Genomic DNA, 23,032 nt, shown 5'->3' with positions numbered 1-23,032 from the left:
ATGTACGATTTTTTTGCAGTATCAACAGAAGGGGGCAGCAAAGATCCTGCCATCCGGCTTGAAAAACGCTTCATCAACTATCTGATCAGTCTGCCTTTTGCCCGCAAAGGCCGCGATAAAGCGGACGGCAAGGAAGAGGAAAAGCAGGAACAGCGGCGACGCTTGTTGCAGGTTGAGCAGATTAATCATGATGAACGGGAACGTCTTAAGCAGGCACGCCAACGTTACGCCGATCGCGTTTCCGACGAGCTTCATGAAGCCATTTACCACCGTATATTGGAGCGTATTGAGGACGCCACTTACGTGCGTGAACGGTTAATTCCGCTTCCTGAACAACTGCCCGAATTACTGGATATTCTCAGCACTAAGGCGGCGTCAATGCGGCGCATCGAAAACGTCGTACAGGGACTCGACTGGTTCCATAACGGCGTTTTAAAAACGGTTAACCAACCGCCTTTTATCGACAAACGGCGTAAACAAAAGCAAGTTAAAGTAGAAAATTTGCGCACCGCAATGAGCTTTATGGGGCCGGAGAATCTAAGAATTCTAACGCCCGCGTACGTGATGCAATATTGGTTGCCGCCATCAACCCACCCGTTTACGTTATTCCGCCGGAAGATCTGGGATCACAGTTTAGGCACAGCCATTCTTGCGCATGAAATTGCGACTCAAGACGGCCTGAAAGATCCGGTACTGGCGTACACCCTGGGGATGTTCCATGAACTGGGTAAAATTGCACTCACCAAATTGTATTTGCGGGTATTTGATGACACTCAACGCGAAATGGCGATGAAGTCAATCAAGGACAGTACGCCTGATAAACACAATGCCCTGGTCGAGTTGAAACCGGATGAACGTTTTTTACGTAATTTAATGCTCGAGCAAGATAAGAAAGTGAGCTACTTGGTGGCTGAGGGCTGGGGCTTACAACGAGTTCCGATAAGCCAGCACCTGTTGAGTTTCACCCAGGCGAAGACGCAGGACGATTACACCGATTATGCCCGTGTGTTGGGTCAGGCTAACGCGTTTTGTGAGTTTCGTTTATTACGCGAGGTTGATCTTGCTTCGGTTGAAGAAGGTTTGATCTTACTGAAGAAACACGACATTGGTGCCGAGCGCGTCAAAACGCTGAATAATGTTAATTTAAAACGTCCCAAAGTGATTGTTCCTGAATAAGTTCCCTTCTGTTTATGACTAATCATGCGCCGTAATGGCGCATGGCTGAATAGTTATTCCGTTCTTTTGAAAAAACGCCCGAGGCCGCGCATAGTCTGGCGTCAGCGCCTAATTAAAACAGACAAACTGATTAAAATTTGGCATAATTACGGGCTACTCTATTAATCCATGACTCTTATCAATTAATTCGCACAAGCGATAAGGAAGTGAGCAATGGCCGACAACCACAACGCAATTTCAGTCACCCGTGACTTGTTTAATGAAGTTATGGTGCCTAACTATAACCCGGCAAGTATGATTCCAGTGAAAGGTGAAGGATCACGTGTCTGGGACCAGGAAGGTAAAGAATACATCGATTTTGCCGGTGGTATCGCGGTAAATTGTTTGGGTCATTGTCACCCGGCAATGGTGTCTGCATTGCATGAACAAAGTAAGAAGCTTTGGCACCTGAGTAACGTATTTACCAACGAGCCTGCTATTCGTCTGGCAAAGAAACTGACGGAAGCAACCTTTGCCGACCGCGTTTATTACGCCAATTCGGGAGCAGAAGCCAATGAAGCGGCATTAAAACTGGCTCGTCGCTGGGCGTTGGATGTTCATGGCGAAGATAAGCAACAGATCATTGCGTTTAGCAAAGGCTTCCATGGCCGCACTTTCTTCACCGTTACCGTTGGCGGGCAGCCGGCCTATTCAGAAGGTTTCGGTCCAAAGCCAGGCGCTATCGATCATGTCCCTTACAATGACATCGACGCACTGAAAGCGTTGATTTCTGACAAGACCTGCGCCGTCATGATGGAACCATTACAAGGTGAAGGCGGTGTAGTGCCTCCGGATATGGACTTTGTAAAAGCCGTTCGTGAACTCTGTGACCAACATAATGCGCTATTGATTTTTGACGAAGTTCAGACCGGCTTTGGTCGCACCGGTACGTTATATGCCTACGAGCAATTGGGTGTGACGCCGGATATTTTGACCAGTGCAAAATCGCTCGGTGGTGGATTCCCGATTGGTGCCATGCTGACAACTGAGGCAATTGCAGAGCACTTGAAGCCGGGTACCCACGGCAGCACTTACGGTGGTAACCCATTGGCTTGTGCGGTGTCGGAAGCAGTGTTGGATGTGGTTAACACCGAACAGGTGCTCAATGGCGTCAAACAACGCGAGCAATGGATGAAAGAACAGTTAACGGCGATCGGTGAAAAGTACGGTGTTTTTAAAGACGTGCGCGGTAAAGGCTGCCTGCTGGGCGCTGAGCTGAGCGACAAATTTGAAGGCCGTGCGCGTGACTTTTTACTGGCAGGACAGGAACACGGTGTGATGGTTCTGGTTGCCGGTGCGAACGTTATTCGTTTGACACCATCGTTGATCATTCCGGAAGAAGACATCAAAGAAGGTCTTCAGCGCTTTGAGAAAGCGGTCGCGCAAGTCATCGGCGAATAAAGGAGCTGAGCTATGTTGCTGATCCGACCGATTGAGTCAGCTGATTATGAGGCGCTATACAGCTGCGCCGTAGAATCAGGCCATGGCTTTACCTCGCTGCCGGTAGATCAAGCCTTGCTCGAGCGAAGAATCGCTCGAGCCAAGCAGGCGTTTACCAAAAAAGACGTGGTAACACCGGGCGATGAAAGTTACTTATTTGTGATGGAAGACACCGAGTCCGGTGAAATTGCGGGCGTGAGTGGGATCGAAGCAGCAGTCGGCCTAACCGAAGCGTTTTGGCATTATCGATTGGGTAAAGCCGTTCACCACTCGGAAAAGCTGAATATTTATAATTCCTTAGAAACGTTGACGTTGTGTAATGACTACACTGGCGTATCGGAATTATGCACGCTGTTTTTACGCGAACCCTATCGTCATAGTATGAATGGGCGTACGTTATCGCGTTTTCGGATGTTGTTCCTGGCGCAGTTTAAACAACGTTTCAGTGATTGGGTTATTGCTGAAATGCGCGGTGTTTCTGACGAAAATGGTGACTCGCCGTTTTGGCAGTGGTTGGAGCAGCACTTCTTTTCGATGGACTTTCCAAAAGCTGATTACCTCAGTGGTGTCGGCGACAAGACCTTTATTGCCGAGTTGATGCCACGTTTTCCGATTTATACGGCGTTGCTGTCGGATGAGGCACGTGCGGTTATTGGTAAGGTGCATGACAATACACGTCCGGCACTGCGGTTACTGGAGGCGGAAGGATTACGTTTCCGAGGTTTTGTCGACATTTTTGACGCCGGACCTACGGTAGAAGCTGAAGTGTGTAACCTAAAAAGTGTGCGCAATAGCAGGCTGGTACCGGTTGAAATTGTCGCGCGGCTACCCGAGCAAGGTTTAGAGCCGCATATTGTCTGTAATACACAGCTTGAACACTTCCGTGCGGCGCAGCTTATGTGTCAGCCCGGCGCTGAAACGCTACAAGTTACCGCAGAACAGGCACAGCATTTACAATTAGAACAAGGCGACGATGCACGCATCGTGGCCATGTAACAGGAGATTCATTTTATGAGTTCCAGTGTACAGTTTATTGACGGCAGCTGGGCTGCCGGTAAAGGCAAATTGTTTAAATCGATTGACCCGGCTCGTAACGAAGTCGTTTGGTCTGGCGAGGCGGCTGACGAGAGCCAAGTGGACGCTGCGGTTATGGCGGCGCGCAAAGCGTTCCCTGAATGGTCACAGCGCAGTTTTGACGAACGCCTGGCGATTTGTAAACGCTTTTCAGAGCTACTTGGCGAAAACAAGGAAGCTCTCGCGCGCACGATGGCAGAAGAGACGGGCAAACCGATTTGGGAAACACGCACCGAAGTGGGCGCTATGATCGGCAAAGTCGCAATTTCTGAAAAAGCGTATCATGAACGCACCGGCACGGTTGAGAATGATATGCCTGGTGCGAAAGCCTTTATTCGTCATAAGCCACACGGTGTCGTTGCAGTGTATGGTCCTTACAACTTCCCTGGTCACTTACCCAACGGACACATTGTGCCAGCACTGATCGCCGGTAATACCGTGGTATTTAAGCCGTCAGAGCTGACCCCAAAAGTGGCTGAATTCAGCGTTAAACTCTGGGAAAAAGCGGGTATTCCTGCTGGCGTTTTAAACTTGGTGCAGGGTGAAGTTGAAACCGGTAAGGCATTGTCCGTGCACCCGCAAATTGATGGGCTGTACTTTACCGGCTCGTCCAATACCGGGCATTTGTTGCATAAACAGTTTGGCGGCCGCCCGGACAAAATTCTGGCGTTGGAAATGGGCGGTAATAACCCACTCATCGTAACCAATGTGTCGGATGTCGATGCCGCGGTACACAATATCGTGCAATCTGCGTATATTACCTCAGGTCAGCGTTGTACCTGTGCGCGCCGTCTGTTTATCGAAGCCGGCGAAAAAGGTCAGGCGGTACTCGATCGTTTGGTGGAAGTCACCAAGAATATTGTGGTTGATGACTACGAGGCTGATCCACAACCCTTTATGGGTGCCATGATTTCAGCTAAAGCTGCTGCTGGAATGGCCGATGCACAAAGTGAGTTGTTGCGGTTAGGCGGTAAGTCATTGGTTAAGTTGACGCACCGGGATCCGCAAACTGGATTTGTCACACCAGGTATCGTTGACGTTACGGGTGTTGAAAATATTCCGGATGAAGAATATTTTGGACCATTGCTAAAAGTTTATCGCTTTTCATCACTGGATGAGGCGATTAAAGAAGCAAATAACACGCGCTATGGCTTATCTGCAGGCATTTTGTGTGATGATGAGGCAACCTATCGTTACTTCTTCAAGCACATCCGGGCAGGTATTGTGAACTGGAATAAACCGATTACAGGAGCCAGCAGTGCTGCCCCGTTTGGTGGTATCGGAGCGAGTGGTAACCACCGCGCCAGTGCCTATTACGCGGCTGACTACTGCTCGTATCCGGTCGCATCCGTTGAAGCATCGAGCATGACAATGCCCGAGAGCCTGGCGCCGGGATTAAAATTTTAATCAAGGCCTTTTATGATTGTTGACACCGACGGGTATATTGAGCTGGTCCAGTATTTAACGGGCCAGCTACCGCTGTTTGCGCAGAATACCGGTACTACGTCTACCGCGGATTATACCCTGCGCGAACTGCTTGAAGAAAAGCTGGGCGAAAGCATGATCACGGTGTTTGAGCAGAACCAGTTGGAGCAGGAAACACGGCTTGATATCGTTCGTGAGGCAGATGCCATCATGTATGATTTAGAGGAAGTCCTGTCGAGTGTCCTCAACAATCATCCCACCACCGAGCAAGAGGAATTTGTGGTTGAATTCGTCGGACTCGTGAAAAATCTTTTTGATCAGAAATTAAACAGTTAGGGTTCCCATGGCAGACAATCGTTTAACAGCCTCGGTAAAGTGGGTTGATGGGCTTACCTTCGTCGCCGAATCCGGCAGCGGACACCAAACGGTGTTGGACGGCAACAGTCCGGGAACAGCGCCCAGCCCAATGGAAATGATACTGATGGCAGCGGGCAGTTGCGCCTCGGTTGACGTGGTCAGTATCCTTGAAAAAGCCCGCCAAAAGGTGGTGCGCTGTGAATGCACCGTTACAGGTGAGCGTGTTGGTGCAACACCGAATGTGTTTAAAGCGATACACCTGGAATTTATAGTGACCGGACACGATGTCGCAGAAAAGCACGTTGAACGCGCGGTTGCGCTGTCAGCCGATAAGTATTGTTCCGTCGCCAAAATGCTAGAAGCAAGTGTTGCAATGACACACAGTTATGTCATTCGTGCCGCATGAATTATCGCCATATTTATCATGCCGGTAACTTTGCCGACGTTTTCAAACATCTGTTGCTAACCCGCGCAATTAGCTATTTAAATCAGAAAGCCAAGCCTTACCTGGTGCTGGACACTCATGGTGGTATTGGCCGTTATGATTTTGCCACGGAAGAAGCGCAAAAAACCAATGAATACCGCGACGGCATCGGTCGCTTGCTCGCTGACGACCATCGCCCGGCATTTACAGACGACTACGTTGCTTGCGTGAATGCGCTGAATAATGGCTCGGCAGACCCCGCTCATTATCCGGGCTCACCCTGGCTTGCTCATGCATTGATGCGAACTCAAGATCGGCTTGTGGTGTGTGAACTGCATCAGCAGGATGCGGTCACCCTGCGCAAAAACTTAGTGACCTTGGGTGATAGTAAGAAATTACAAATTCTGGCGCCCCAAAATGGCTACCAAGCGCTGAGTGCAAAGCTACCGCCGAATGAGAAACGCGGACTGGTGTTGATTGATCCGCCGTTTGAACAAGTCGATGAGTTCGATCAGGTAACTACGGCGCTTGAGCAAGGTTTAAAGCGTTGGCAGACCGGCAGTTATGCGGTGTGGTTTCCCATCAAAGATCCGGTCAAAATCGCCGCTTTCTATGATGCGGTCGCTGCCATACCGGATGTGCCGAAAACATTAGCGATAGAACTGATGATTCGTTCAGCGGATGAAGCGAAAGGCCTAAGTGGCTGCGGTTTTGTCTGGATTAACCCACCCTTTGGCATGGTTAACGAACTCAACGAAATCCTGCCTTATCTGACGCGGCTACTGGCTCAGAGTGACGGTGCCAGCAGCGATTATCGGTGGCTGGTCGCAGAATCCTGACGGCATTGGAGCTTATTTGGAGCTGATCCAGTCAAGCTGGGTTCTGGCTTTGAGTTTCCGCTCCATAATCTGTTCGATCAATGGCGTTAGAATGAGCTCCATGGCCAGCGCCATTTTACCGCCGGGCACCACCAAGGTATTCGTGCGCGACATAAAAGAGCCCTCAATCATTTGCAGGTAATAGGGGAAGTCAACGTTTTTGATACCGCGAAAGCGGATCACGACGAAGCTTTCATCAAGTGAGGGAATGTCTTTGGCACTGAATGGGTTGGACGTATCTACCGTCGGTACCCGTTGAAAGTTGATGTGTGTTCTGGAGAACTGCGGCACGATATGGTGAATGTAATCTTCCATACTGCGCACAATACTGGTGGTGACGGCTTCACGTGAGTGGCCCCGATCCTGAGTATCGCGGATGAGTTTCTGAATCCATTCCAGGTTTACAATGGGAACCATGCCAATCAACAAATCGACGTGCTGTGCAACATCATAACCTTCACCGGAAACACCGCCATGCAAGCCTTCATAAAACAACACGTCGGTATCGCTGGGTAAATCTTCCCAAGGGGTAAAAGTACCCGGCATTTGGTTGTAGGGCACGGCATCGTCGAAGGTGTGCAAGTATCGGCGGATTTGCCCTTGCCCAGATTTGCCATAGCAACGAAACAGCTCCTGCAAACGCTCGAAGTCGTTGGCCTCCTGACCGAAATAACTGATGTGCTTACCCTGTTCCTGCGCTTTACGGATCTCGAGCTCCATCTCGGGGCGCGAGTATCGGTGAAAGCTATCGCCTTCAACGAAGGCGGCGGCAATCTCCAGCGACCGGAAGATGTGGCGAACTGCCTGTCCGGTCGTGGTTGTGCCGGCGCCGGAAGAACCGGTCACCGCAATAATGGGGTGCTTTGCAGACATAATGTTCCATTAACAAAAAGTGAACATCTGTTATACATGACAGACGTCGTTGTTTCAATAATGCGGTGGAGGCGGTTCCTGACTTGGGTCGGCATCAGGCCCTGACTCATTATTTTGCAACTGATTCAGTTTACGGCCGAGCCAGCGCATGCGCTCGCTCATTGTCTTCAATTCATTATTTTGTTTAGTTACCAACTGGTTTAAGGATTCGATGGTATCTTCCTGAAAAGCTAGCTGCGTTTCTAAACTCTCTAGACGTGAGAGAAGTTCGTGGATATCGGTCATTACTTACTCATTCCAATTTGATTCAAGTTGCCACCATTCGGCCAGCCCGGCTGAGCTCTCGCTCAGAACGATGTTTTCATTGTCATAAAAATGTACCGCCAATACGACGGCGCTATTGGGGTTACGTTCTTCGACCAAACCCACATTCCAGTGTTTCAGTGACTTGCCGGTTTGGGTGTCCCACAGTGTGATTCGGCGTGAAGGTGCACCTGTTATCAGCACGCTGCCATCTTGATTAAAGCGCGCGCTGCTGAAGATTTTTTGTCGATCAATAAATTGCAGCCGGCTGTACTCACTGCCGTCGGGCAACTGCCAGATTTTGGCGTTATCGGTACTTCCGGAAGTGAATACATACTTTGCGTTAGGGTGAAGAGCTACCTGAGTTACGCGGTTTTTATGTTCCCACTTGTGGACAATTTGGCCGCTGCGGGTATCCCACAAAATGGCCGATGCGTCATTACTGCCGCTGAGTACGTAAAAACCATTTGCAGAGATATCCACGACATTGACGCGCTCGGTATGACCGTAAAATTCGATACGCCGACCTGAGCTCGGATTAAAGGCGATTTGCGTACCATCCCGCTTTGCTAAAACGATGGTTGAACCGCCGTTACTTACTGCAACGTCCTGAATACCACCACTGCCGATTTTCCAAAAGCCAAGGTTCTCGCCACTTTTTGCGTCCCACAACGCGAACTCCACCCGGGTCGAGGTGGCGACAACACTGCCATCAAAGCTTGCGTCTACCGCGATAATTTGGGAGGTCTGGTCATCATGTTGCCATTGAAATTTGGCATCATTCGCATAGCGTGGCCAAAGTAAGATACCATTCTCATTGGTCGACACGACACTGAAGGAGCCATCATCTGCTATATCAGCGACATAGGTTCCCTGTTGTGCATGAATTTTTTGATGCACTTTATCCGGTGCCGGGCTGCAGCCTGTCACAACTAAAGCCAGGGCCACAAGGTAGAGTTTGTCGCGAAAAGTCATGGGCAAGCTTCCTGTGGTTGTGTAGTATGGTGCTGACCTCATTTAGGAATTATGGCATAGTCCGTAGCAATACGGGACCAAATTGGAGAAAAACATGAATCGAGTGATAAAGCCTTTAGCGCTGTCTGCTCTGACGTTAGCGCTGGCGGCCTGCTCACAGCAAGAGCAATACCCAGTCAGTCAGGAAGAGCTAAAAACCGAAGAACAAAAACAAGCCTACGCGCTCGGCTCATCCGTGGGTCGTTTTGTTGGCCGTAACCTCGACCAGCAAGAAGAAGCCGAAGTTATGCTGGATCGTAACATGGTGATTGCAGGTTTTGTTGACGCGGTGAAAGGTGAAGTGAAGTTGAATGAGGAAGAAGCAGAGAAATTGCTGAATGACCTCCGTTCGACGGTTATGGAGCAACGTCAAAATGTATTGGGTACCAAGGCGGCAGAGCAAGGTACGGCTTATCAGCAGGAAAATGCGAAGAAAGATGGCGTAACCGTAACGGAATCAGGACTTCAGTATGAAGTGCTGGAAGAAGGCTCGGGTGTCAGCCCTGCGGCGGACGATACCGTCGAAGTTCACTATGAAGGTACCTTGGTTAACGGTGAAGTATTTGACAGCTCTTATGAGCGTGGCGAACCGACCGTGTTCCCATTAAACCGAGTGATCCCAGGCTGGACCGAAGGCCTGCAGCTAATGAAAGAAGGCGCGAAGTATCGCTTCGTGATACCGGCTGAATTGGCTTACGGTGACCGTGAAGTGGGTGGCGGTCAAATTCCACCTAATTCAACGTTGATTTTTACCGTTGAGCTGCTTGATGTGAAAAACGACGAAGCAGAGAATGCGGACGGCACCGAGCAAAATAACTAATGGTGCTTAAATCACTAAAAAGCCGGCTTCGAGCCGGCTTTTTAATACGTGCTTTTAACTTTTAATCAGTTCATGCTCGTGCAGATGATTGAGCAGCTGATCTTCAAATTCCATCCGTAGTTCAAGTGCTTCCCCCAGTGCTGAGAGGTCGCGATCAAATTTGTTCAGCTCGGTGGTGTTATCGATCTCGCCATAATGGTCATTAAAATCGAGGGCAATGTCCGTCGTATCAGAAATAAGCGGAAACAAGTCATCCATCAAATCATCGAGCTTGATGTGTTTATCGTTACCGGCTTTGATTAACTGGCCGTATATCTCGAAATGGCCACTGGAAACGTAATCCACCAATTGGCCACAAAATTCGCGGATGTCGGAAATATCCGGTAGGCCGTTACGTACGGTTTCGTAGGGCGGCAGCGCCGCAAGTTTAAAGTAATTGACCAACAGATCCTGACGTTCAGTCAACCACTGGTCAATACTGTCGTTGGCTCCACCCCATTTTCGCTGGGCTTGTTCGCCTTTCCTTAACATGTGCTTCTCCGAACATCCGTTATCTGTCACAATCACTACTCTCACATGACGTAAAAAGTCGTCATCGCTCTTATCTCATCATAGGAGAGTCCAATGGTAAAGCCTTATTCACGACCTGCTGACGACGAACCGGCTTGGTGGTGCGTGGTCAGTTCGGATCAGATCTTAGTTACTGAAGATAATGATTTACCCTTTGGCTGTCTACAGGATATGTCATTTCCTGATTTAAACGACTACACCACCGTGTTTATTGGCGAACTGCGTGAGCGTTCATGTTACCTGGTGGTAGCGGATTATCTTGATGACAGCTTTGCGGATGGTAGCTTCCAATCGTTGCGAGCGTTGCTCGACACTCAGGATCTGGAGAAGTTCGCGTTGGCGGGACGCGCTCGTCAGTTTAGTGATTTTCTGAGCACCCATCGGTTTTGTGGCCGCTGTGGCACACGCATGCAAGCCGTCGACTGGGAATTAGCGATGCATTGTCATCAGTGTCAGCATCGCTGTTATCCGCGCGTGTCGCCCTGTGTCATTGTTGCGATTACCCGTGGTGACCGTATATTGTTGGCACAAGGGAAACGTCACAAAGAAGGTATGTACTCCATTCTGGCGGGCTTCGTAGAAGCGGGTGAGTCGCTTGAACAGGCACTTGAACGGGAAGTTCATGAAGAGGCTGGTATTACCGTAAAAAATATCCAGTATCAGTTAAGCCAGCCATGGCCGTTTCCCCATTCGCTAATGATGGGCTTCACCGCCGAATGGGCGGCCGGCGATCTGCATATTGATCCGCACGAACTGGTTACCGGTGACTGGTTTGCGTTTGATCAACTGCCAACCATTCCCCCGCATGGTACGATCGCACGAACCTTAATAGAAAAGGCTATCGGCAAAGATTCGCAATAGTGGTAAAATCACCGCTTTATTGTTGTGCTAATGGAATCAATCACATGCAAAAACCGGCGTTACAAAACGATCGTTACTTAAGAGCCCTGCTAAAGCAACCTGTTGATCGCACTCCCGTGTGGATGATGCGTCAGGCAGGCCGGTATTTACCAGAGTATAAAGCCACGCGATCGCAAGCCGGTGATTTTATGTCGCTGTGCCGCAATACCGAACTGGCATGTGAAGTTACTTTACAACCCTTACGTCGTTACGATCTGGATGCGGCGATTCTGTTTAGCGACATCCTCACCATTCCTGATGCTATGGGATTGGAATTGTATTTTGAAACCGGAGAAGGTCCAAAGTTTGCGAAACCGGTAACAACGATTGAGCAAATTGAGCGCTTAAGTGTGCCGGATATGGGCAGCGACTTAAAATACGTGACCGATGCGGTTAGCTTAATTCGTCAGGAGTTGCAGGGTAAGGTGCCACTGATTGGCTTTTCGGGCAGTCCTTGGACGCTGGCGACATACATGGTTGAGGGCGGCAGCACCAAGAATTTCTCCAAGGTTAAGCGTCTGATGTTTGCCGAACCAGAAGCAATGCACAAGTTACTGACGGTGTTAGCAGACTCGGTTATTGATTACCTGAACGCGCAAATTGACGCCGGCGCACAAGCCGTCATGGTGTTTGATACTTGGGGCGGGGTACTGTCACCACGAGACTACAAATTGTTCTCGCTGGCGTATATGGAAAAGATTGTTGCAGGCCTGACCAAGACCTCCGAGGGACGCAAGGTGCCGGTCACCTTGTTTACCAAGAACGGTGGTCAGTGGCTTGAAGCCATGGCAGCGACCGGAGCCGATGGGTTAGGCGTTGACTGGACAACCGACTTGGGCGACGCTCGTGCACGTGTCGGTAGTAAAGTAGCCTTGCAAGGCAATATGGATCCGAGTGTGCTCTACGCCAGCCCGACCCGCATTGAGGAAGAAGTGCAGACCATTTTGGCCAGTTATGGTCAGGGTACTGGCCACGTGTTCAACCTTGGTCACGGTATTCATCCGGAAGTCGATCCGGAACATGCCGGCGCCTTTATTGAAGCGATACATAAGCATAGCCCGCGCTACCATGAGCAGGACTAAAGGGTCTGACGCACACTTACTTTTGCGATTAATACCCACTTATCCTCGTTAGATGCACCGCCCCCGTGGCGGTGTTTTCCGTACAATGGGCTATGTTTTAATTGTCTCCTGATGCCAAGAGGTAAACATGGCCCGACGTTCCTGGATCAACCCACTGACCGTTATCGTTCTCGTTCTTATTGCGTTAGCGATTTACTTTTTTGGATTTCCACCACAACAGCAAGAGCAAGAGCGGCAACAGCCGAGTGTGCCAGTACGTGTGCAGGTTGCTGAACTCAGTGAGTTTCGCGATGTGATTCAGGCACTGGGCACAGCACAAGCCAACGAAACGGTCGCCATCACCGCACAAACCCAGGACGTGGTTGAGAAGATTTATTTTGAAAGCGGTGACTTCGTTGAGCAAGGTCAGTTGATGGCAGAGCTGAACGCGCGCAAAGAGGTCGCCCGGGTACAGCAATTGAAATTCAGTTTAGGAGAAGCGCAACGTCAGTTGGATCGTCTTACCGAGTTGCGCCGAGGCAATGCGGCGTCTCAACAGCAGTTGGAAGAGCAGCAGGTTGCTGTGAATGGGCTACAGGCGGAGCTCGAGGTAGCTGAAGCTACCTTGGCTGAAATGAAGATTTATGCACCGTTTTCCGGTCGAGTCGGTATTCGGGAAGTCAGTCCGGGCGCATTAGTGGCTCCGGGTGATGTATTTACAACACTGGACGACATCAGTCCGATTAAAGTCGATTTTAGTGTGCCGGAGCGTTACTTTGCCAGCCTGGCCGTGAATCAGGAAGTGATTGCACGAAACAGTGCCTACCCTGGACAGCAATTTATTGGTCGTATCAGCAGTATTGACTCGCGTGTCGACCCGGTTACTCGCTCGGTCCGGGTTCGGGCACAACTGCCGAATGACGGTGACTTATTACGCCCTGGTATGCTACTGGAAATCACACTGCTGCGGAGCATCGATGAAACCTTGTTGCTCCCAGAAAAAGCGGTGATGCCGATTCAAAGCCGGCAGTACGTGTTTAAATTAACACCGGATGGCCGGGCACAGCGTGTTGAAGTAACCATTGGACGACGTAAACCAGGTATTGTTGAAATTACCGACGGGGTAAAACCGGGTGATCAAGTGATCGTAGAGGGGCTAGTGCGCCTGCGCGATGGTGTTCCCGTAGACGTGCAGGAGGACTAACGCGTGTTTTTATCAGATGTATCGGTAAAACGACCGGTTTTTGCCACGGTCATTAATGTCCTATTACTCATTTTCGGTATCGTTGCGTTTACCATGTTGCCGTTACGCGAATTCCCCGATATCGATGCGCCGGTCGTCAGCGTCAGTACGGATTATCCCGGCGCTTCCGCGGAAGTCGTGGAAACGCAAATTACTCAGCTTATTGAAGAACGTATCAGCGGCATTGAGGGGATAAAAAACATCAGCTCAAGCAGTCGCCCGGGCTATTCCAACATCAGCATCGAATTCAATCTGACCCGTGATATTGATGCCGCATCAAACGACGTGCGGGAGCGTGTATCCCGAGCATTGGATAACTTACCGGAAGAATCCGATCCACCTGAGGTATCCAAGGCGTCGTCCGATGAAACGACCGTAGTTTGGTACAATTTGCGTAGTGAAAGCATGTCGATTCTGGAGCTCACTGACTATGCGGAACGCTATATTGTCGACCGTCTGGCCGTTGTCGACGGTGTTGCGCGGGTTCGTATCGGTGGTGATCGCCGCTACGCGATGCGGGTTTGGCTGGATCGCGATGCGATGGCGGCCAGAGAAGTTACGGTAACCGACATTGTTAACCGGTTACGGGAAGAGAACATCGAGTTACCTGCCGGAGAAGTCGAGTCAACCGAGCGCGAGTTCTCCGTACGTATGGCACGTTCGTACTTGTCTGAGGAAGACTTCCAAAACCTCGTGATTCGTCGCGGCGATGACGGTTATTTGGTGCGGTTAGGTGAGGTCGCACGGGTTGAGCTGGGTGCAGAAAACGATAAAACCGACTTCCGCGGTAACGGCGTAAACATGGTCGGTATCGGCATCATCAAACAGTCGAAGGCGAATACGCTGGCGGTGGTCGAAAACGTACGCGCGGAGATGGAGCGGCTGGAAAAAACCTTGCCGGAAACCATGTATCTGGCTACCAGTTACGACTCATCGGTATTTATACAAGGCTCGATAGACGAAGTTTACAACACCTTGTTAGTGGCCATGTGTCTGGTGGTGGTGGTGATTTACCTGTTCCTCGGTAATGTCCGCGCAACCATCATCCCGGCGTTAACGGTACCGGTTGCGATCATAGCCTCGTATATCGTGCTGTTTGCCCTAGGCTTTTCAATTAACTTGCTGACCTTGTTGGCGTTGGTGCTAGCGATTGGCTTAGTGGTTGATGATTCGATCGTGGTGTTGGAAAACATTTATCGTCGTATTGAATCCGGTGAACCGCCGTTATTGGCTGCCTACCGCGGTGCGCGAGAGGTTGGTTTTGCGGTCGTCGCAACCACTCTGGTATTGATCTCGGTGTTTGTCCCCTTGGCTTTTCTGGAAGGCAATATCGGTAAACTGTTTACCGAGTTTGCGCTGGCGATTGCCGCTGCGGTCGCATTCTCCAGTATTGCCGCGCTTACCCTGACGCCGATGTTAAGCTCTAAGGTGCTTTCGCATAAAGAGCGAACCAGTAAGTTTGGTAAAGCGTTTGATGCCGTTTTCGCCTGGCTGGAAAATGGTTACCGAAAACTGCTGGAAGCCAGCGTCGCTCGCCCGGTGTTTGCGTTGATATTGGTGATCCTCGCCGGTGTTGTCAGTTTTGGTGCGTTAAAACTTATCCCCCAAGAATTTGCGCCGCCGGAGGACCGGGGAACCTTTTATATCAGTATCCGTGGAGCTGAAGGTGCCAGTTTTGAATCCAACTCGCGGCATATGGATGAAATCGAGCAGATCCTATTGCCTTACATCGATCAAAATAAAATTGATCGGGTGATTGTAAGAGCGCCGGGCTGGGGTGGCTCAGCGGGTATCGCGATTGTCGGTGCCATTCCATTTGAACAGCGTGAGTGGTCAACCTTTGAGTTGATGGAGGAAATGCGCACCAAGTTAAACCAAGTTGTCGGTGTACAGGCATTTGCCTTTATGCGCAGCGGTATCAGCGGTGGCGGCGGCCGGCCGGTGCAGTTTGTGTTACAGGGGAATACCTATGAACAATTGGCTGAATACCGCGATGTGGTGATAGAAGAAGCCATGAAGAACCCAGGCCTGCAGGAGGTCGATAGCGATTATAAAGAAACGCTACCGCAGCTGTTGGTTGAAGTGGATGAAGCTCGTGCCGCTGATCTGGGCGTTTCCGTACAGGATATCGGCATCACCTTGCAATCGATTCTGGGACAACGACGCGTCACCACGTATCTTGACCGAGGTGAAGAGTATTACGTGATGCTGGAAGGGGAAAAAGCGGATTATCGTAGCCCTGCAGCGATTGATAACATTTACGTACGGTCGAGCCGTAGTGGCGAATTGATCCCACTGTCGAATGTGGTCAATGTGAGTGAGCGGGCGACGTCCGGACAACTGAACCGCTATAACCGCATGCGCAGCGTTACCATCGAAGCGAATTTGGCAGAAGGCTATTCACTGGGTGAAGCGTTAGCGTTTCTGGAAGGGGTTGTCGATGACAAATTACCGGATGACGTTTCAATTGATTACAAAGGTGAATCCCAGCTTTATCAGGAAAGTGGCAGTTCGATCATCTTTGTGTTTGGCCTGGCATTAGTCATTACCTTCTTGGTCCTGGCAGCGCAGTTTGAAAGCTTCGTGCATCCGTTAGTGATTATGCTGGCGGTACCAATGGCGATTGTCGGTGCCTTTATTGGCCTTTATGTCACCGGGCAGACCATCAATATCTACTCTCAGATAGGTATTGTCATGCTCATCGGGCTGGCGGCTAAGAATGGCATTTTGATCGTCGAGTTTGCTAACCAGCTGCGTGACACCGGATTGGATTTTAAAGAGTCGGTGCTGCGCGCATCGCAACAACGGCTACGACCCATTGTCATGACCGCTTTTACCACGTTAATGAGTGCGTTACCGCTGATTCTGGGCTCGGGACCCGGTCACGAAAGCCGCATGGTGATTGGTATTGTTATCTTCTCGGGCGTCGCGGTGTCAGCCTTCTTAACGCTGTTTGTGATTCCGGCTCTGTATTTATTAATGGCAAAACGCACAACCTCGCCATTGGCGCTGACACGCCAGCTTGAATCCATGCAGGAAGATTATCCGGATCATCGCCATTAACGCGTCGCTGAGCGAGATTAGCGATAGTGATAAAGGGGCTCGTTACCGCGCGGTGACAGCCCCTTTAATATATTCTGGGCAAATACAGGATTATTGGTAAAGATGCCGTCAACGCCCATGGCGTGAAGCTCCTCAATGTCGTGCTGTTCGTCAACGGTAAAGACATACACTTCAAGATTACGGCGATGGCCGTCATCGACCAGCTCCTGAGTCACAAAATCAACGTCGATGTGGGCGGCAACGGCGCTCAGACGGCTGGCGAACGCGCAGTAATCCAATGGGCAGCAGGTAGTGAGTGCGCCAATGTTCACCTCAGGACGGCGGTGTTTTAAGCGCTGTAACCAATGATGATTAAACGAAGAAACCAGTATCTGTGTTAATTCAAATTGCGTGTTGGCAAGGGCGTAGTCGATATCAGACAGCAATTCCGGGCTGGGGACATCCCCTTTAAGCTCGATATTGACGTGACACCGACCGTTGATGTGCATGAGCGCTTCGCGCAGCGTCGGAATGGCTTGTTGCCCAAACACCCGCAATTCGCGGATCTGTTGTTGGCTAAGGTCTTTCAGACGGCCCGGGGTTGCTGTAAGGCGTTCAAGGTAACGGTCGTGGAACACGAAGCGCTCGCCGTCAATGGCATAGACGTCCAGTTCAATACCGTGAACCTGCGCGTCCATCGCGCGTGAAAAGGCCGCCAGAGTGTTCTCCGGCGCCTCCGCGCTGGCACCACGGTGCGCCCAGATTTTCATTTAGTCACTGCTGCCGTTGATGGACGCCATAACCTGACCCATGCGGGTGACAGAGCCAGCTTCGAGTGACTCGTCAAACCGAATACTGTCTTTGGCAAAGGTCATAACCACGGTTGAGCCTAATTTAAAGTGACCCATTTCTTCCCCCTTTTTGAGCTCAATCGCTTCCGGCCCGGAGCTGGGGTAAGACCAGGAATGTACGCGCTTAGCGGTCGGTGGTGTAACGGTGCCCGACCATACGGTGCCAATACTGGCTACGATGGTTGCGCCCACCAACACCATCGCCATTGGCCCAACCTCAGTGTCAAAAATAGCCACAACCCGCTCGTTACGGGCAAACAGGTTCGGTACATTGGCAGCAGTCAGTGGATTCACGGAAAATAAGTCACCCGGCACGTAGATCATTTTCTTCAGCGTTCCGTCACACGGCATATGAATGCGGTGGTAGTCTTTCGGCGCCAGATAAATGGTCGCAAAATCACCGTCCATAAATGGCTCAGCATCTTGCTGCTGACCGCCTAGCAGAGCCTGTAATGAGTAATCGTGACCCTTAGCCTGGAAGATACGATCGCTGTGAATCGCGCCAAGTTGACTGACGGTTCCATCGACAGGATGAGCGAGCTGACCATGGGTTGCCGTTAAAGGGCGCAGCTCAGGCTTGAGGCGGCGGGTAAAAAAGCTATTGAAGGTTTTATAAGCCGATGGCTGTTCTTCGATCGCCTCGCTCATGTCGATACCATACTGTTTAATAAACCAGCGAATAAACAATTGCGTAAAAACACCGGCTTTGGCGGCCGCAAATGACCCGACTAAGCGGGACAGGAGATGTTTTGGCATTGCGTACTGTGCCGCAATCTTGATTTTGTCGATGGATGACACGTGATTTAACCTCGTTGCATGGCCCGATTGGGCTTTTGTGAGTTCATAGACTCAATAATTCGATGATAGTTCTGTAATCGCCAGCTCGCGATTTTTCCAGCTTCCACGGCTTCCTGCAAGGCGCAACCGGGATCGTTTTGATGTTTGCAGTCGCGGAATTTACACCCACCTAAGACGTCACGAAAATCTTTAAAGCCCCAGGCCACCCGCTCTTTCTCCAAATGCCACAAGGAAAACTCACGAATTCCCGGAGAATCAATCAGTGCGCCGCCTTCTGGCAATTCGTACCAGGTGGCCACGGTGGTGGTGTGCTGACCCAGTCCGGAGTTGTCCGAAACGTCGTTAGTGATCGTATCGACATCGGGCAGTATGTTGTTCACCAATGAGGATTTACCAACGCCCGACTGGCCTACGACAATGGATGTGTGTCCGGGTAATTGTGCGATTAACTCGCTCAGGCCGTCGGTTGTGGCGCTGCTGACGCGCAAGACCTGGTAACCCATACTGGCGTAATAACTTAGGCAGGTTTCGATCTCCTGCTGTAATTCGCTATCCAGTGTCGCCAGGAGATCGGTTTTGTTTAAAACAAGAATGGGTTCGATGCCAATATCTTCACAGGCGACAAGGTAGCGATCGATAATTTGTGAGCTGAACGCGGGAAGCACACTGGAAATCACTAAAATTTGGTCGATATTGGCAGCCACTGGCTTTAACCCGTCGTAAAAATCCGGCCGAGATAGCAGTGAGTCGCGATCATGAACCGCTTCGACCACACCTTGCATACCATCCGTAGAGGAAGTGGCGCGGCGCCACTGCACTCTATCACCACAGACCAAGCTATCCACGGCACGCCGAATATGACAGCGAACAACGTCCCCGCTGTTGTCCATGATGTCCGCGTGTTGGCCATAACGACTGATAACCCGGCCTTCCTGCGAGGGACCGAGTTGGTCGTTGTCCCAGTCGACATCGGGCTGTTCGAGCCGTTTGCGCTGGTTCAGCTTGACGCGTCGTTGCTGACCTTTATTGAGGCGACGTTTTTTAGCCAATCGTTGCGACCTGTTGTTGTTTCTAAATTGACGCTATCATACCTGAAAATAACATAAGTTTAGAGTGGGATTATGAGTGAGAATGAGAAAAGCCAACGCTTAATTTGGATCGATTTGGAAATGACCGGGTTGGATCCTGAGCAAAACCATATTATCGAGATAGCGACCATCGTAACGGACCACAACCTGAATGAGTTGGCGCAAGGGCCTGTCATTGCGATTAACCAGCCGCAGGAGTACCTTGATCGGATGGATGACTGGAACGTCAAAACACATACCGGCTCGGGCTTGGTGGATCGCATCAAGGCCAGTGAATACAGCGAACAACATGCGGTACAAGCAACGATTGCGTTTTTGCAGGAATGGGTTGAGCCGAATACCAGCCCGATGTGTGGTAACAGCATTTGCCAGGATCGGCGTTTTCTCGCCAGGCATATGCCGGAACTGGAAGCGTATTTTCACTATCGCAACCTCGACGTAAGCAGTTTAAAAGAGCTGGCAAAACGTTGGAACCCGGAGGTGTTGAACAGTTTCAAGAAGAAGGGTGTTCATGAGGCACTGGAAGATATCCGCGAATCCATCGCTGAACTTCGTCATTATCGCGATAACTTTTTAAAGCTTGCGCAACCGTCTGACTAAATGTTCGCCAAGTGGCGTTAATTTTGCAGAAAAAGTGTTGACGAATGCGGCGTAATGGGTAGAATACACGCCGCACTGACGAAGCGGGAATAGCTCAGCTGGTAGAGCACAACCTTGCCAAGGTTGGGGTCGCGAGTTCGAATCTCGTTTCCCGCTCCAAGTCAGTCCTCCAACGAATAGCAATACCTAGTAAAGACGCGGGAATAGCTCAGCTGGTAGAGCACAACCTTGCCAAGGTTGGGGTCGCGAGTTCGAATCTCGTTTCCCGCTCCAATTTCTAATACGCATCACTACCCAACATCCCCTTGAGATGAGCGACGACACTACGTCCTAACGCACTGAGCGCATAACCGCCTTCCAGCGTTGAAACGATCCGCCCCTGGCAGTGTTTATCAGCGAGCCGTTTGAGTTGTTCGGTGACCCAATAGTAATCGTCTTCTTTCAACAAGAATTGGGACATCTCGTCTTCAATGTGGCCGTCAAAACCGGCCGAGATCAGAATAAGTTGCGGTTTGAACGCATCAATTTTGGGGAACCAGCGTTGGTAAACCGCTTCCCGCCATTCATAGTTTTTACAGCTTGGTGGTAAACCAATACTAAGAATGTGCTCGTTGTTGTGATTTTCATCCACAAATGGGTAAAGTTGTTGCTGAAACGAGGAACAGAATAAGACCCGCGGATCGTGTTCAAAAATATCTTCGGTGCCGTTACCGTGGTGTACGTCAAAATCAACAATAGCCACCCGCTCAAGGCCGTAATGATCGATGGCATAACGAGCGGCAATGGCGATGTTGTTAAAAACACAAAAGCCCATGGCCTGATTACGCGTGGCATGGTGACCTGGTGGACGGACGGCGCAAAATGCCTGATGATTTGTATGCGACATGACATGGTCAACCGCATTGATGTTGGCGCCGACCGCCATCAATGCCGACGTCAGGGTTTGGGACGTCATTGGTGTATCTGGATCGAGCCAGATGTGGCCGTCGGCAGGAACTTTAGCGAATAGGCCATCAACATAAGCACGATCATGTACCTGATAGATGGGCGCCAAACCGGAGGCGGTTGCTTGTTCGCGGACGATAACAAAATCAAGGCCAGAACGAATGATTTGATCGTTAATGGCATCCAGTCGAGCGGGACATTCCGGATGGTGTGGGTCAGGATTATGCAGCGCACAATCTTTATGAGAAAACAACGTAATTGACATTACTCTTCCTTGTCATCATGCAACGACAGTTTCAGCAAAACTTCGCCGGGCTCATCAGCCGGTAAACGTTTAAACCCGGCTTTCTCAAAGACGTTAAGCATGGGCGTATTATTTGCCAGTACGACTGCCTGCATACTCTGCAGGCCGCGAGATTTGGCGATACGTATCATCTCATGCAGTAACATGCTGGCCATACCTTGTCCCTGGTAATGCTCACGGGTTACGAAGGCTACCTCACAGCTGTTTTGTGATTCGATGAAGTAATAGCGACCAACGGCCATAATTTTGGCGGCCGAGCCTTTTTGGCGCACAATGCAGAGGGCGAGATCCTTTGACTGATCGATGCTGACCAGGGTGCAGGACTTCTCCCGGCTCATGCTGGTTGGTACGGCGTTGTACCTGAGCTGCAGGGTTTCCTTGGTGTGCGAATAGAAAAACTCCTGCAAGCGTCGTTCATCCGACGGGTACAGTGGTCGCAGATCAAATTCTTCCCCTTTAAACTGGATCTTTTTAAAACCTATTGCGCCCAGTTCAGGCACGTCGACCGGTGTCTGTTGCTGATAATGAGGTACCCAGTAATGTTGGCGTACCTGTTGCAGCAACTGTTGGCGGAACTTCGGATGGGCAACACGAATAAGCTCCAACGCCCGCTCGCGGATGCTTTTGCCGCGCAGTGAGGCGACGCCGAACTCGGTTACCACATAATGAACGTGGCCGCGTGACGTAACCACACCGGCACCTTCCTTGATGTGTGCAACGATACGAGACACTTTACCATCCGCCGTTGTAGAAGGTAGCGCAACCACAGGCTTTCCACCTTTACTCAGTGACGCACCACGGCTAAAGTCAACTTGTCCGCCGATACCACTGTAAAATTGGTGACCGATGGAGTCGGACACGACCTGCCCAGTTAAGTCCACTTCAATGGCACTGTTGATGGCAATGAGATTGTCATTTCGAGCAACATTGGTGGGTGAATTAACGTATTCGCTCGGGTAAAAGCCGACATGTGGGTTTTGATGTACGAAATCATAGAGCTTTTTTGTGCCCATGCAAAAACTGGTGACGATTTTGTTGGGGTGAAATGTCTTCTTGCGGTTATTGATGACCCCTTTTAGCATCAGTTCCATGATGTCGTCGGTAATCAGTTCGCTGTGTACACCCAAATCTTTATGGTTACTGAGGTATCTTAATGCCGCTGCACAGACGCGCCCGACACCAATTTGCAAGGTGCAGCCATCACGCACCAGTAGGGCAATATATTGTCCGATACGCTCGATGATCTTGCTGTCTTCCGTCGCCGGTGGTTCAAGCGTGGGTAATGGCTCTTCATGTTCCCAAAAGTAATCAATTTGACGTTTGTGCAGAAAGGACTGGCCGTAAGTGACTGGCATCTGCGGATTGACCTGCGCGATAACCGTATTGGCGAATTTGGCCGCTGCTGAAACCACATCCACGGAAACGCCCATCGAGTGATAGCCGTATTGATCGGCCGGGCTGACCATGATCAATGCCGCATCGAGGGGCAAAATGCCATTCTCGAACAAGTTAGGAATATCGGAGATAAAACAGGGTGTGTAATCAGCGCGCCCTTCATTAACCGCGGTTCTAACTGTTTCACCACCAATAAAAAACGTATTTACCTTGAACAACTGTTGATGTTCTGGCTTGGCCCATTCGTTATCGGACAACGTCATTAGCTGGACGATTTCGATATCATGCAAGTTTTTCGAGTGGGCAATCAGGTCTTTAATGAGCGCTGTCGGTACGCCGGCATGGGAACCAATAAAGATGCGCTGTCCGGACTTCAGTATTTTTGACCAATCGAGCTTCTTGTCTGCCATAT

At 50.4% G+C, this 23,032-nt stretch carries 22 protein-coding genes and 2 tRNA genes; 15 read left to right on the top strand and 9 right to left on the bottom strand.

Going from position 1 to position 23,032, the window contains the following annotated elements:
- The 7 genes from CWE23_RS11300 (at position 1) to CWE23_RS11270 (ending at position 6,774) form a co-directional block, all read left to right on the top strand.
- Positions 1 to 1,176: an HDOD domain-containing protein gene (locus tag CWE23_RS11300; RefSeq protein WP_105307378.1), complete on the top strand. Its 1,176-nt coding sequence runs from the start codon at positions 1 to 3 to the stop codon at positions 1,174 to 1,176.
- 234 nt (positions 1,177 to 1,410) lie between these two features.
- Positions 1,411 to 2,616, top strand: coding sequence for an aspartate aminotransferase family protein (locus CWE23_RS11295; protein WP_105307822.1), 1,206 nt, complete (start codon positions 1,411 to 1,413; stop codon positions 2,614 to 2,616).
- A gap of 12 nt (positions 2,617 to 2,628) precedes the next feature.
- Positions 2,629 to 3,651, top strand: a complete 1,023-nt coding sequence (gene astA, locus CWE23_RS11290; protein ID WP_126820310.1) for an arginine N-succinyltransferase — start codon at positions 2,629 to 2,631, stop codon at positions 3,649 to 3,651.
- Between the two features lie 15 nt (positions 3,652 to 3,666).
- Entirely contained in the window at positions 3,667 to 5,136 is a 1,470-nt protein-coding gene (astD, locus tag CWE23_RS11285) for a succinylglutamate-semialdehyde dehydrogenase (RefSeq protein ID WP_105307376.1), read from the top strand.
- A 12-nt stretch (positions 5,137 to 5,148) separates the two neighbouring features.
- Positions 5,149 to 5,490 carry a DUF3802 family protein gene (locus CWE23_RS11280; protein ID WP_105307375.1) on the top strand — a complete coding sequence of 114 codons (342 nt, stop codon included), beginning with the start codon at positions 5,149 to 5,151 and terminating at the stop codon, positions 5,488 to 5,490.
- Positions 5,491 to 5,497: 7 nt separating this feature from the next.
- Positions 5,498 to 5,917, top strand: coding sequence for an OsmC family protein (locus CWE23_RS11275; protein WP_126820309.1), 420 nt, complete (start codon positions 5,498 to 5,500; stop codon positions 5,915 to 5,917).
- Positions 5,914 to 6,774 carry a 23S rRNA (adenine(2030)-N(6))-methyltransferase RlmJ gene (locus CWE23_RS11270; protein ID WP_105307373.1) on the top strand — a complete coding sequence of 287 codons (861 nt, stop codon included), beginning with the start codon at positions 5,914 to 5,916 and terminating at the stop codon, positions 6,772 to 6,774. The genes CWE23_RS11275 and CWE23_RS11270 overlap by 4 nt, the downstream gene beginning before the upstream one ends.
- Positions 6,775 to 6,786: 12 nt before the next feature.
- Here CWE23_RS11270 and CWE23_RS11265 read toward each other — a convergent pair whose 3' ends face one another.
- From CWE23_RS11265 to CWE23_RS11255, 3 genes are read right to left on the bottom strand one after another with little or no spacing between them, the layout of a single operon-like run.
- Positions 6,787 to 7,686, bottom strand: coding sequence for a phosphoribulokinase (locus CWE23_RS11265; protein ID WP_105307372.1), 900 nt, complete (start codon positions 7,684 to 7,686; stop codon positions 6,787 to 6,789).
- A 54-nt stretch (positions 7,687 to 7,740) separates the two neighbouring features.
- Positions 7,741 to 7,971: a SlyX family protein gene (locus tag CWE23_RS11260; RefSeq protein WP_105307371.1), complete on the bottom strand. Its 231-nt coding sequence runs from the start codon at positions 7,969 to 7,971 to the stop codon at positions 7,741 to 7,743.
- Positions 7,972 to 7,974: 3 nt separating this feature from the next.
- Entirely contained in the window at positions 7,975 to 8,964 is a 990-nt protein-coding gene (locus CWE23_RS11255; protein WP_126820308.1) for a WD40 repeat domain-containing protein, read from the bottom strand.
- 94 nt (positions 8,965 to 9,058) lie between these two features.
- Between CWE23_RS11255 and fkpA the strand changes: the two genes are divergently transcribed.
- Positions 9,059 to 9,823: an FKBP-type peptidyl-prolyl cis-trans isomerase gene (gene fkpA, locus CWE23_RS11250; RefSeq protein ID WP_105307369.1), complete on the top strand. Its 765-nt coding sequence runs from the start codon at positions 9,059 to 9,061 to the stop codon at positions 9,821 to 9,823.
- Positions 9,824 to 9,877: 54 nt separating this feature from the next.
- Here the strand turns inward: fkpA and rsd are convergent, their stop codons facing one another.
- Positions 9,878 to 10,354, bottom strand: coding sequence for a sigma D regulator (rsd, locus tag CWE23_RS11245; RefSeq protein WP_105307368.1), 477 nt, complete (start codon positions 10,352 to 10,354; stop codon positions 9,878 to 9,880).
- A 93-nt stretch (positions 10,355 to 10,447) separates the two neighbouring features.
- Here rsd and nudC point away from each other — a divergent pair, with 93 nt between their 5' ends.
- The 4 genes from nudC to CWE23_RS11225 all read left to right on the top strand — a co-directional run bounded on the left by nudC (position 10,448) and on the right by CWE23_RS11225 (position 16,660).
- Positions 10,448 to 11,254, top strand: coding sequence for an NAD(+) diphosphatase (gene nudC, locus CWE23_RS11240; RefSeq protein WP_105307367.1), 807 nt, complete (start codon positions 10,448 to 10,450; stop codon positions 11,252 to 11,254).
- A 44-nt stretch (positions 11,255 to 11,298) separates the two neighbouring features.
- On the top strand, positions 11,299 to 12,375 hold the full coding sequence (gene hemE, locus CWE23_RS11235) for a uroporphyrinogen decarboxylase (RefSeq protein ID WP_126820307.1): 1,077 nt from the start codon (positions 11,299 to 11,301) through the stop codon (positions 12,373 to 12,375).
- Positions 12,376 to 12,502: 127 nt separating this feature from the next.
- Positions 12,503 to 13,558, top strand: coding sequence for an efflux RND transporter periplasmic adaptor subunit (locus tag CWE23_RS11230; protein WP_126820306.1), 1,056 nt, complete (start codon positions 12,503 to 12,505; stop codon positions 13,556 to 13,558).
- A gap of 3 nt (positions 13,559 to 13,561) precedes the next feature.
- On the top strand, positions 13,562 to 16,660 hold the full coding sequence (locus CWE23_RS11225) for an efflux RND transporter permease subunit (protein ID WP_126820305.1): 3,099 nt from the start codon (positions 13,562 to 13,564) through the stop codon (positions 16,658 to 16,660).
- A gap of 17 nt (positions 16,661 to 16,677) precedes the next feature.
- Here CWE23_RS11225 and CWE23_RS11220 read toward each other — a convergent pair whose 3' ends face one another.
- From CWE23_RS11220 to rsgA, 3 genes are read right to left on the bottom strand one after another with little or no spacing between them, the layout of a single operon-like run.
- Complete coding sequence (locus CWE23_RS11220) at positions 16,678 to 17,409, bottom strand: glycerophosphodiester phosphodiesterase (RefSeq protein WP_105307363.1); 732 nt, start codon at positions 17,407 to 17,409, stop codon at positions 16,678 to 16,680.
- Entirely contained in the window at positions 17,410 to 18,279 is an 870-nt protein-coding gene (gene asd, locus CWE23_RS11215) for an archaetidylserine decarboxylase (protein ID WP_420809962.1), read from the bottom strand.
- A gap of 14 nt (positions 18,280 to 18,293) precedes the next feature.
- Entirely contained in the window at positions 18,294 to 19,337 is a 1,044-nt protein-coding gene (gene rsgA / locus CWE23_RS11210; protein WP_105307361.1) for a small ribosomal subunit biogenesis GTPase RsgA, read from the bottom strand.
- 72 nt (positions 19,338 to 19,409) lie between these two features.
- Between rsgA and orn the strand changes: the two genes are divergently transcribed.
- The 3 genes from orn to CWE23_RS11195 all read left to right on the top strand — a co-directional run bounded on the left by orn (position 19,410) and on the right by CWE23_RS11195 (position 20,249).
- On the top strand, positions 19,410 to 19,976 hold the full coding sequence (orn, locus tag CWE23_RS11205) for an oligoribonuclease (RefSeq protein WP_105307360.1): 567 nt from the start codon (positions 19,410 to 19,412) through the stop codon (positions 19,974 to 19,976).
- Between the two features lie 83 nt (positions 19,977 to 20,059).
- A tRNA-Gly gene (locus CWE23_RS11200) sits at positions 20,060 to 20,135 on the top strand.
- A gap of 38 nt (positions 20,136 to 20,173) precedes the next feature.
- Positions 20,174 to 20,249, top strand: a tRNA-Gly gene (locus CWE23_RS11195).
- Between the two features lie 4 nt (positions 20,250 to 20,253).
- Here the strand turns inward: CWE23_RS11195 and CWE23_RS11190 are convergent.
- On the bottom strand, positions 20,254 to 21,186 hold the full coding sequence (locus CWE23_RS11190) for a histone deacetylase family protein (protein WP_126820303.1): 933 nt from the start codon (positions 21,184 to 21,186) through the stop codon (positions 20,254 to 20,256).
- Positions 21,186 to 23,030: a GNAT family N-acetyltransferase gene (locus CWE23_RS11185; RefSeq protein WP_126820302.1), complete on the bottom strand. Its 1,845-nt coding sequence runs from the start codon at positions 23,028 to 23,030 to the stop codon at positions 21,186 to 21,188. Before CWE23_RS11185 ends, CWE23_RS11190 begins: the two co-directional genes overlap by 1 nt.
- Positions 23,031 to 23,032 lie beyond the last annotated feature (2 nt).

Source organism: Idiomarina aquatica (assembly GCF_003987185.1).
In the GTDB taxonomy this organism is placed as follows: Bacteria; Pseudomonadota; Gammaproteobacteria; order Enterobacterales; family Alteromonadaceae; genus Idiomarina; species Idiomarina aquatica.
Note: the sequence above shows the minus strand (reverse complement) of the source record. Positions and strands in the feature narration are given on the sequence as shown.

What these genes read in the sequence shown, in the direction of transcription:
- CWE23_RS11300 (WP_105307378.1), top strand. Translation starts at nt 1, where the DNA reads ATGTACGATTTTTTTGCAGTATCAACAGAAGGGGGCAGCAAAGATCCT.
- astA (WP_126820310.1), top strand. Translation starts at nt 2,629, where the DNA reads ATGTTGCTGATCCGACCGATTGAGTCAGCTGATTATGAGGCGCTATAC.
- astD (WP_105307376.1), top strand. Translation starts at nt 3,667, where the DNA reads ATGAGTTCCAGTGTACAGTTTATTGACGGCAGCTGGGCTGCCGGTAAA.
- CWE23_RS11280 (WP_105307375.1), top strand. Translation starts at nt 5,149, where the DNA reads ATGATTGTTGACACCGACGGGTATATTGAGCTGGTCCAGTATTTAACG.
- CWE23_RS11275 (WP_126820309.1), top strand. Translation starts at nt 5,498, where the DNA reads ATGGCAGACAATCGTTTAACAGCCTCGGTAAAGTGGGTTGATGGGCTT.
- CWE23_RS11270 (WP_105307373.1), top strand. Translation starts at nt 5,914, where the DNA reads ATGAATTATCGCCATATTTATCATGCCGGTAACTTTGCCGACGTTTTC.
- CWE23_RS11265 (WP_105307372.1), bottom strand. Translation starts at nt 7,686, where the DNA reads ATGTCTGCAAAGCACCCCATTATTGCGGTGACCGGTTCTTCCGGCGCC.
- CWE23_RS11260 (WP_105307371.1), bottom strand. Translation starts at nt 7,971, where the DNA reads ATGACCGATATCCACGAACTTCTCTCACGTCTAGAGAGTTTAGAAACG.
- CWE23_RS11255 (WP_126820308.1), bottom strand. Translation starts at nt 8,964, where the DNA reads ATGACTTTTCGCGACAAACTCTACCTTGTGGCCCTGGCTTTAGTTGTG.
- fkpA (WP_105307369.1), top strand. Translation starts at nt 9,059, where the DNA reads ATGAATCGAGTGATAAAGCCTTTAGCGCTGTCTGCTCTGACGTTAGCG.
- rsd (WP_105307368.1), bottom strand. Translation starts at nt 10,354, where the DNA reads ATGTTAAGGAAAGGCGAACAAGCCCAGCGAAAATGGGGTGGAGCCAAC.
- nudC (WP_105307367.1), top strand. Translation starts at nt 10,448, where the DNA reads ATGGTAAAGCCTTATTCACGACCTGCTGACGACGAACCGGCTTGGTGG.
- hemE (WP_126820307.1), top strand. Translation starts at nt 11,299, where the DNA reads ATGCAAAAACCGGCGTTACAAAACGATCGTTACTTAAGAGCCCTGCTA.
- CWE23_RS11230 (WP_126820306.1), top strand. Translation starts at nt 12,503, where the DNA reads ATGGCCCGACGTTCCTGGATCAACCCACTGACCGTTATCGTTCTCGTT.
- CWE23_RS11220 (WP_105307363.1), bottom strand. Translation starts at nt 17,409, where the DNA reads ATGAAAATCTGGGCGCACCGTGGTGCCAGCGCGGAGGCGCCGGAGAAC.
- orn (WP_105307360.1), top strand. Translation starts at nt 19,410, where the DNA reads ATGAGTGAGAATGAGAAAAGCCAACGCTTAATTTGGATCGATTTGGAA.
- CWE23_RS11190 (WP_126820303.1), bottom strand. Translation starts at nt 21,186, where the DNA reads ATGTCAATTACGTTGTTTTCTCATAAAGATTGTGCGCTGCATAATCCT.
- CWE23_RS11185 (WP_126820302.1), bottom strand. Translation starts at nt 23,030, where the DNA reads ATGGCAGACAAGAAGCTCGATTGGTCAAAAATACTGAAGTCCGGACAG.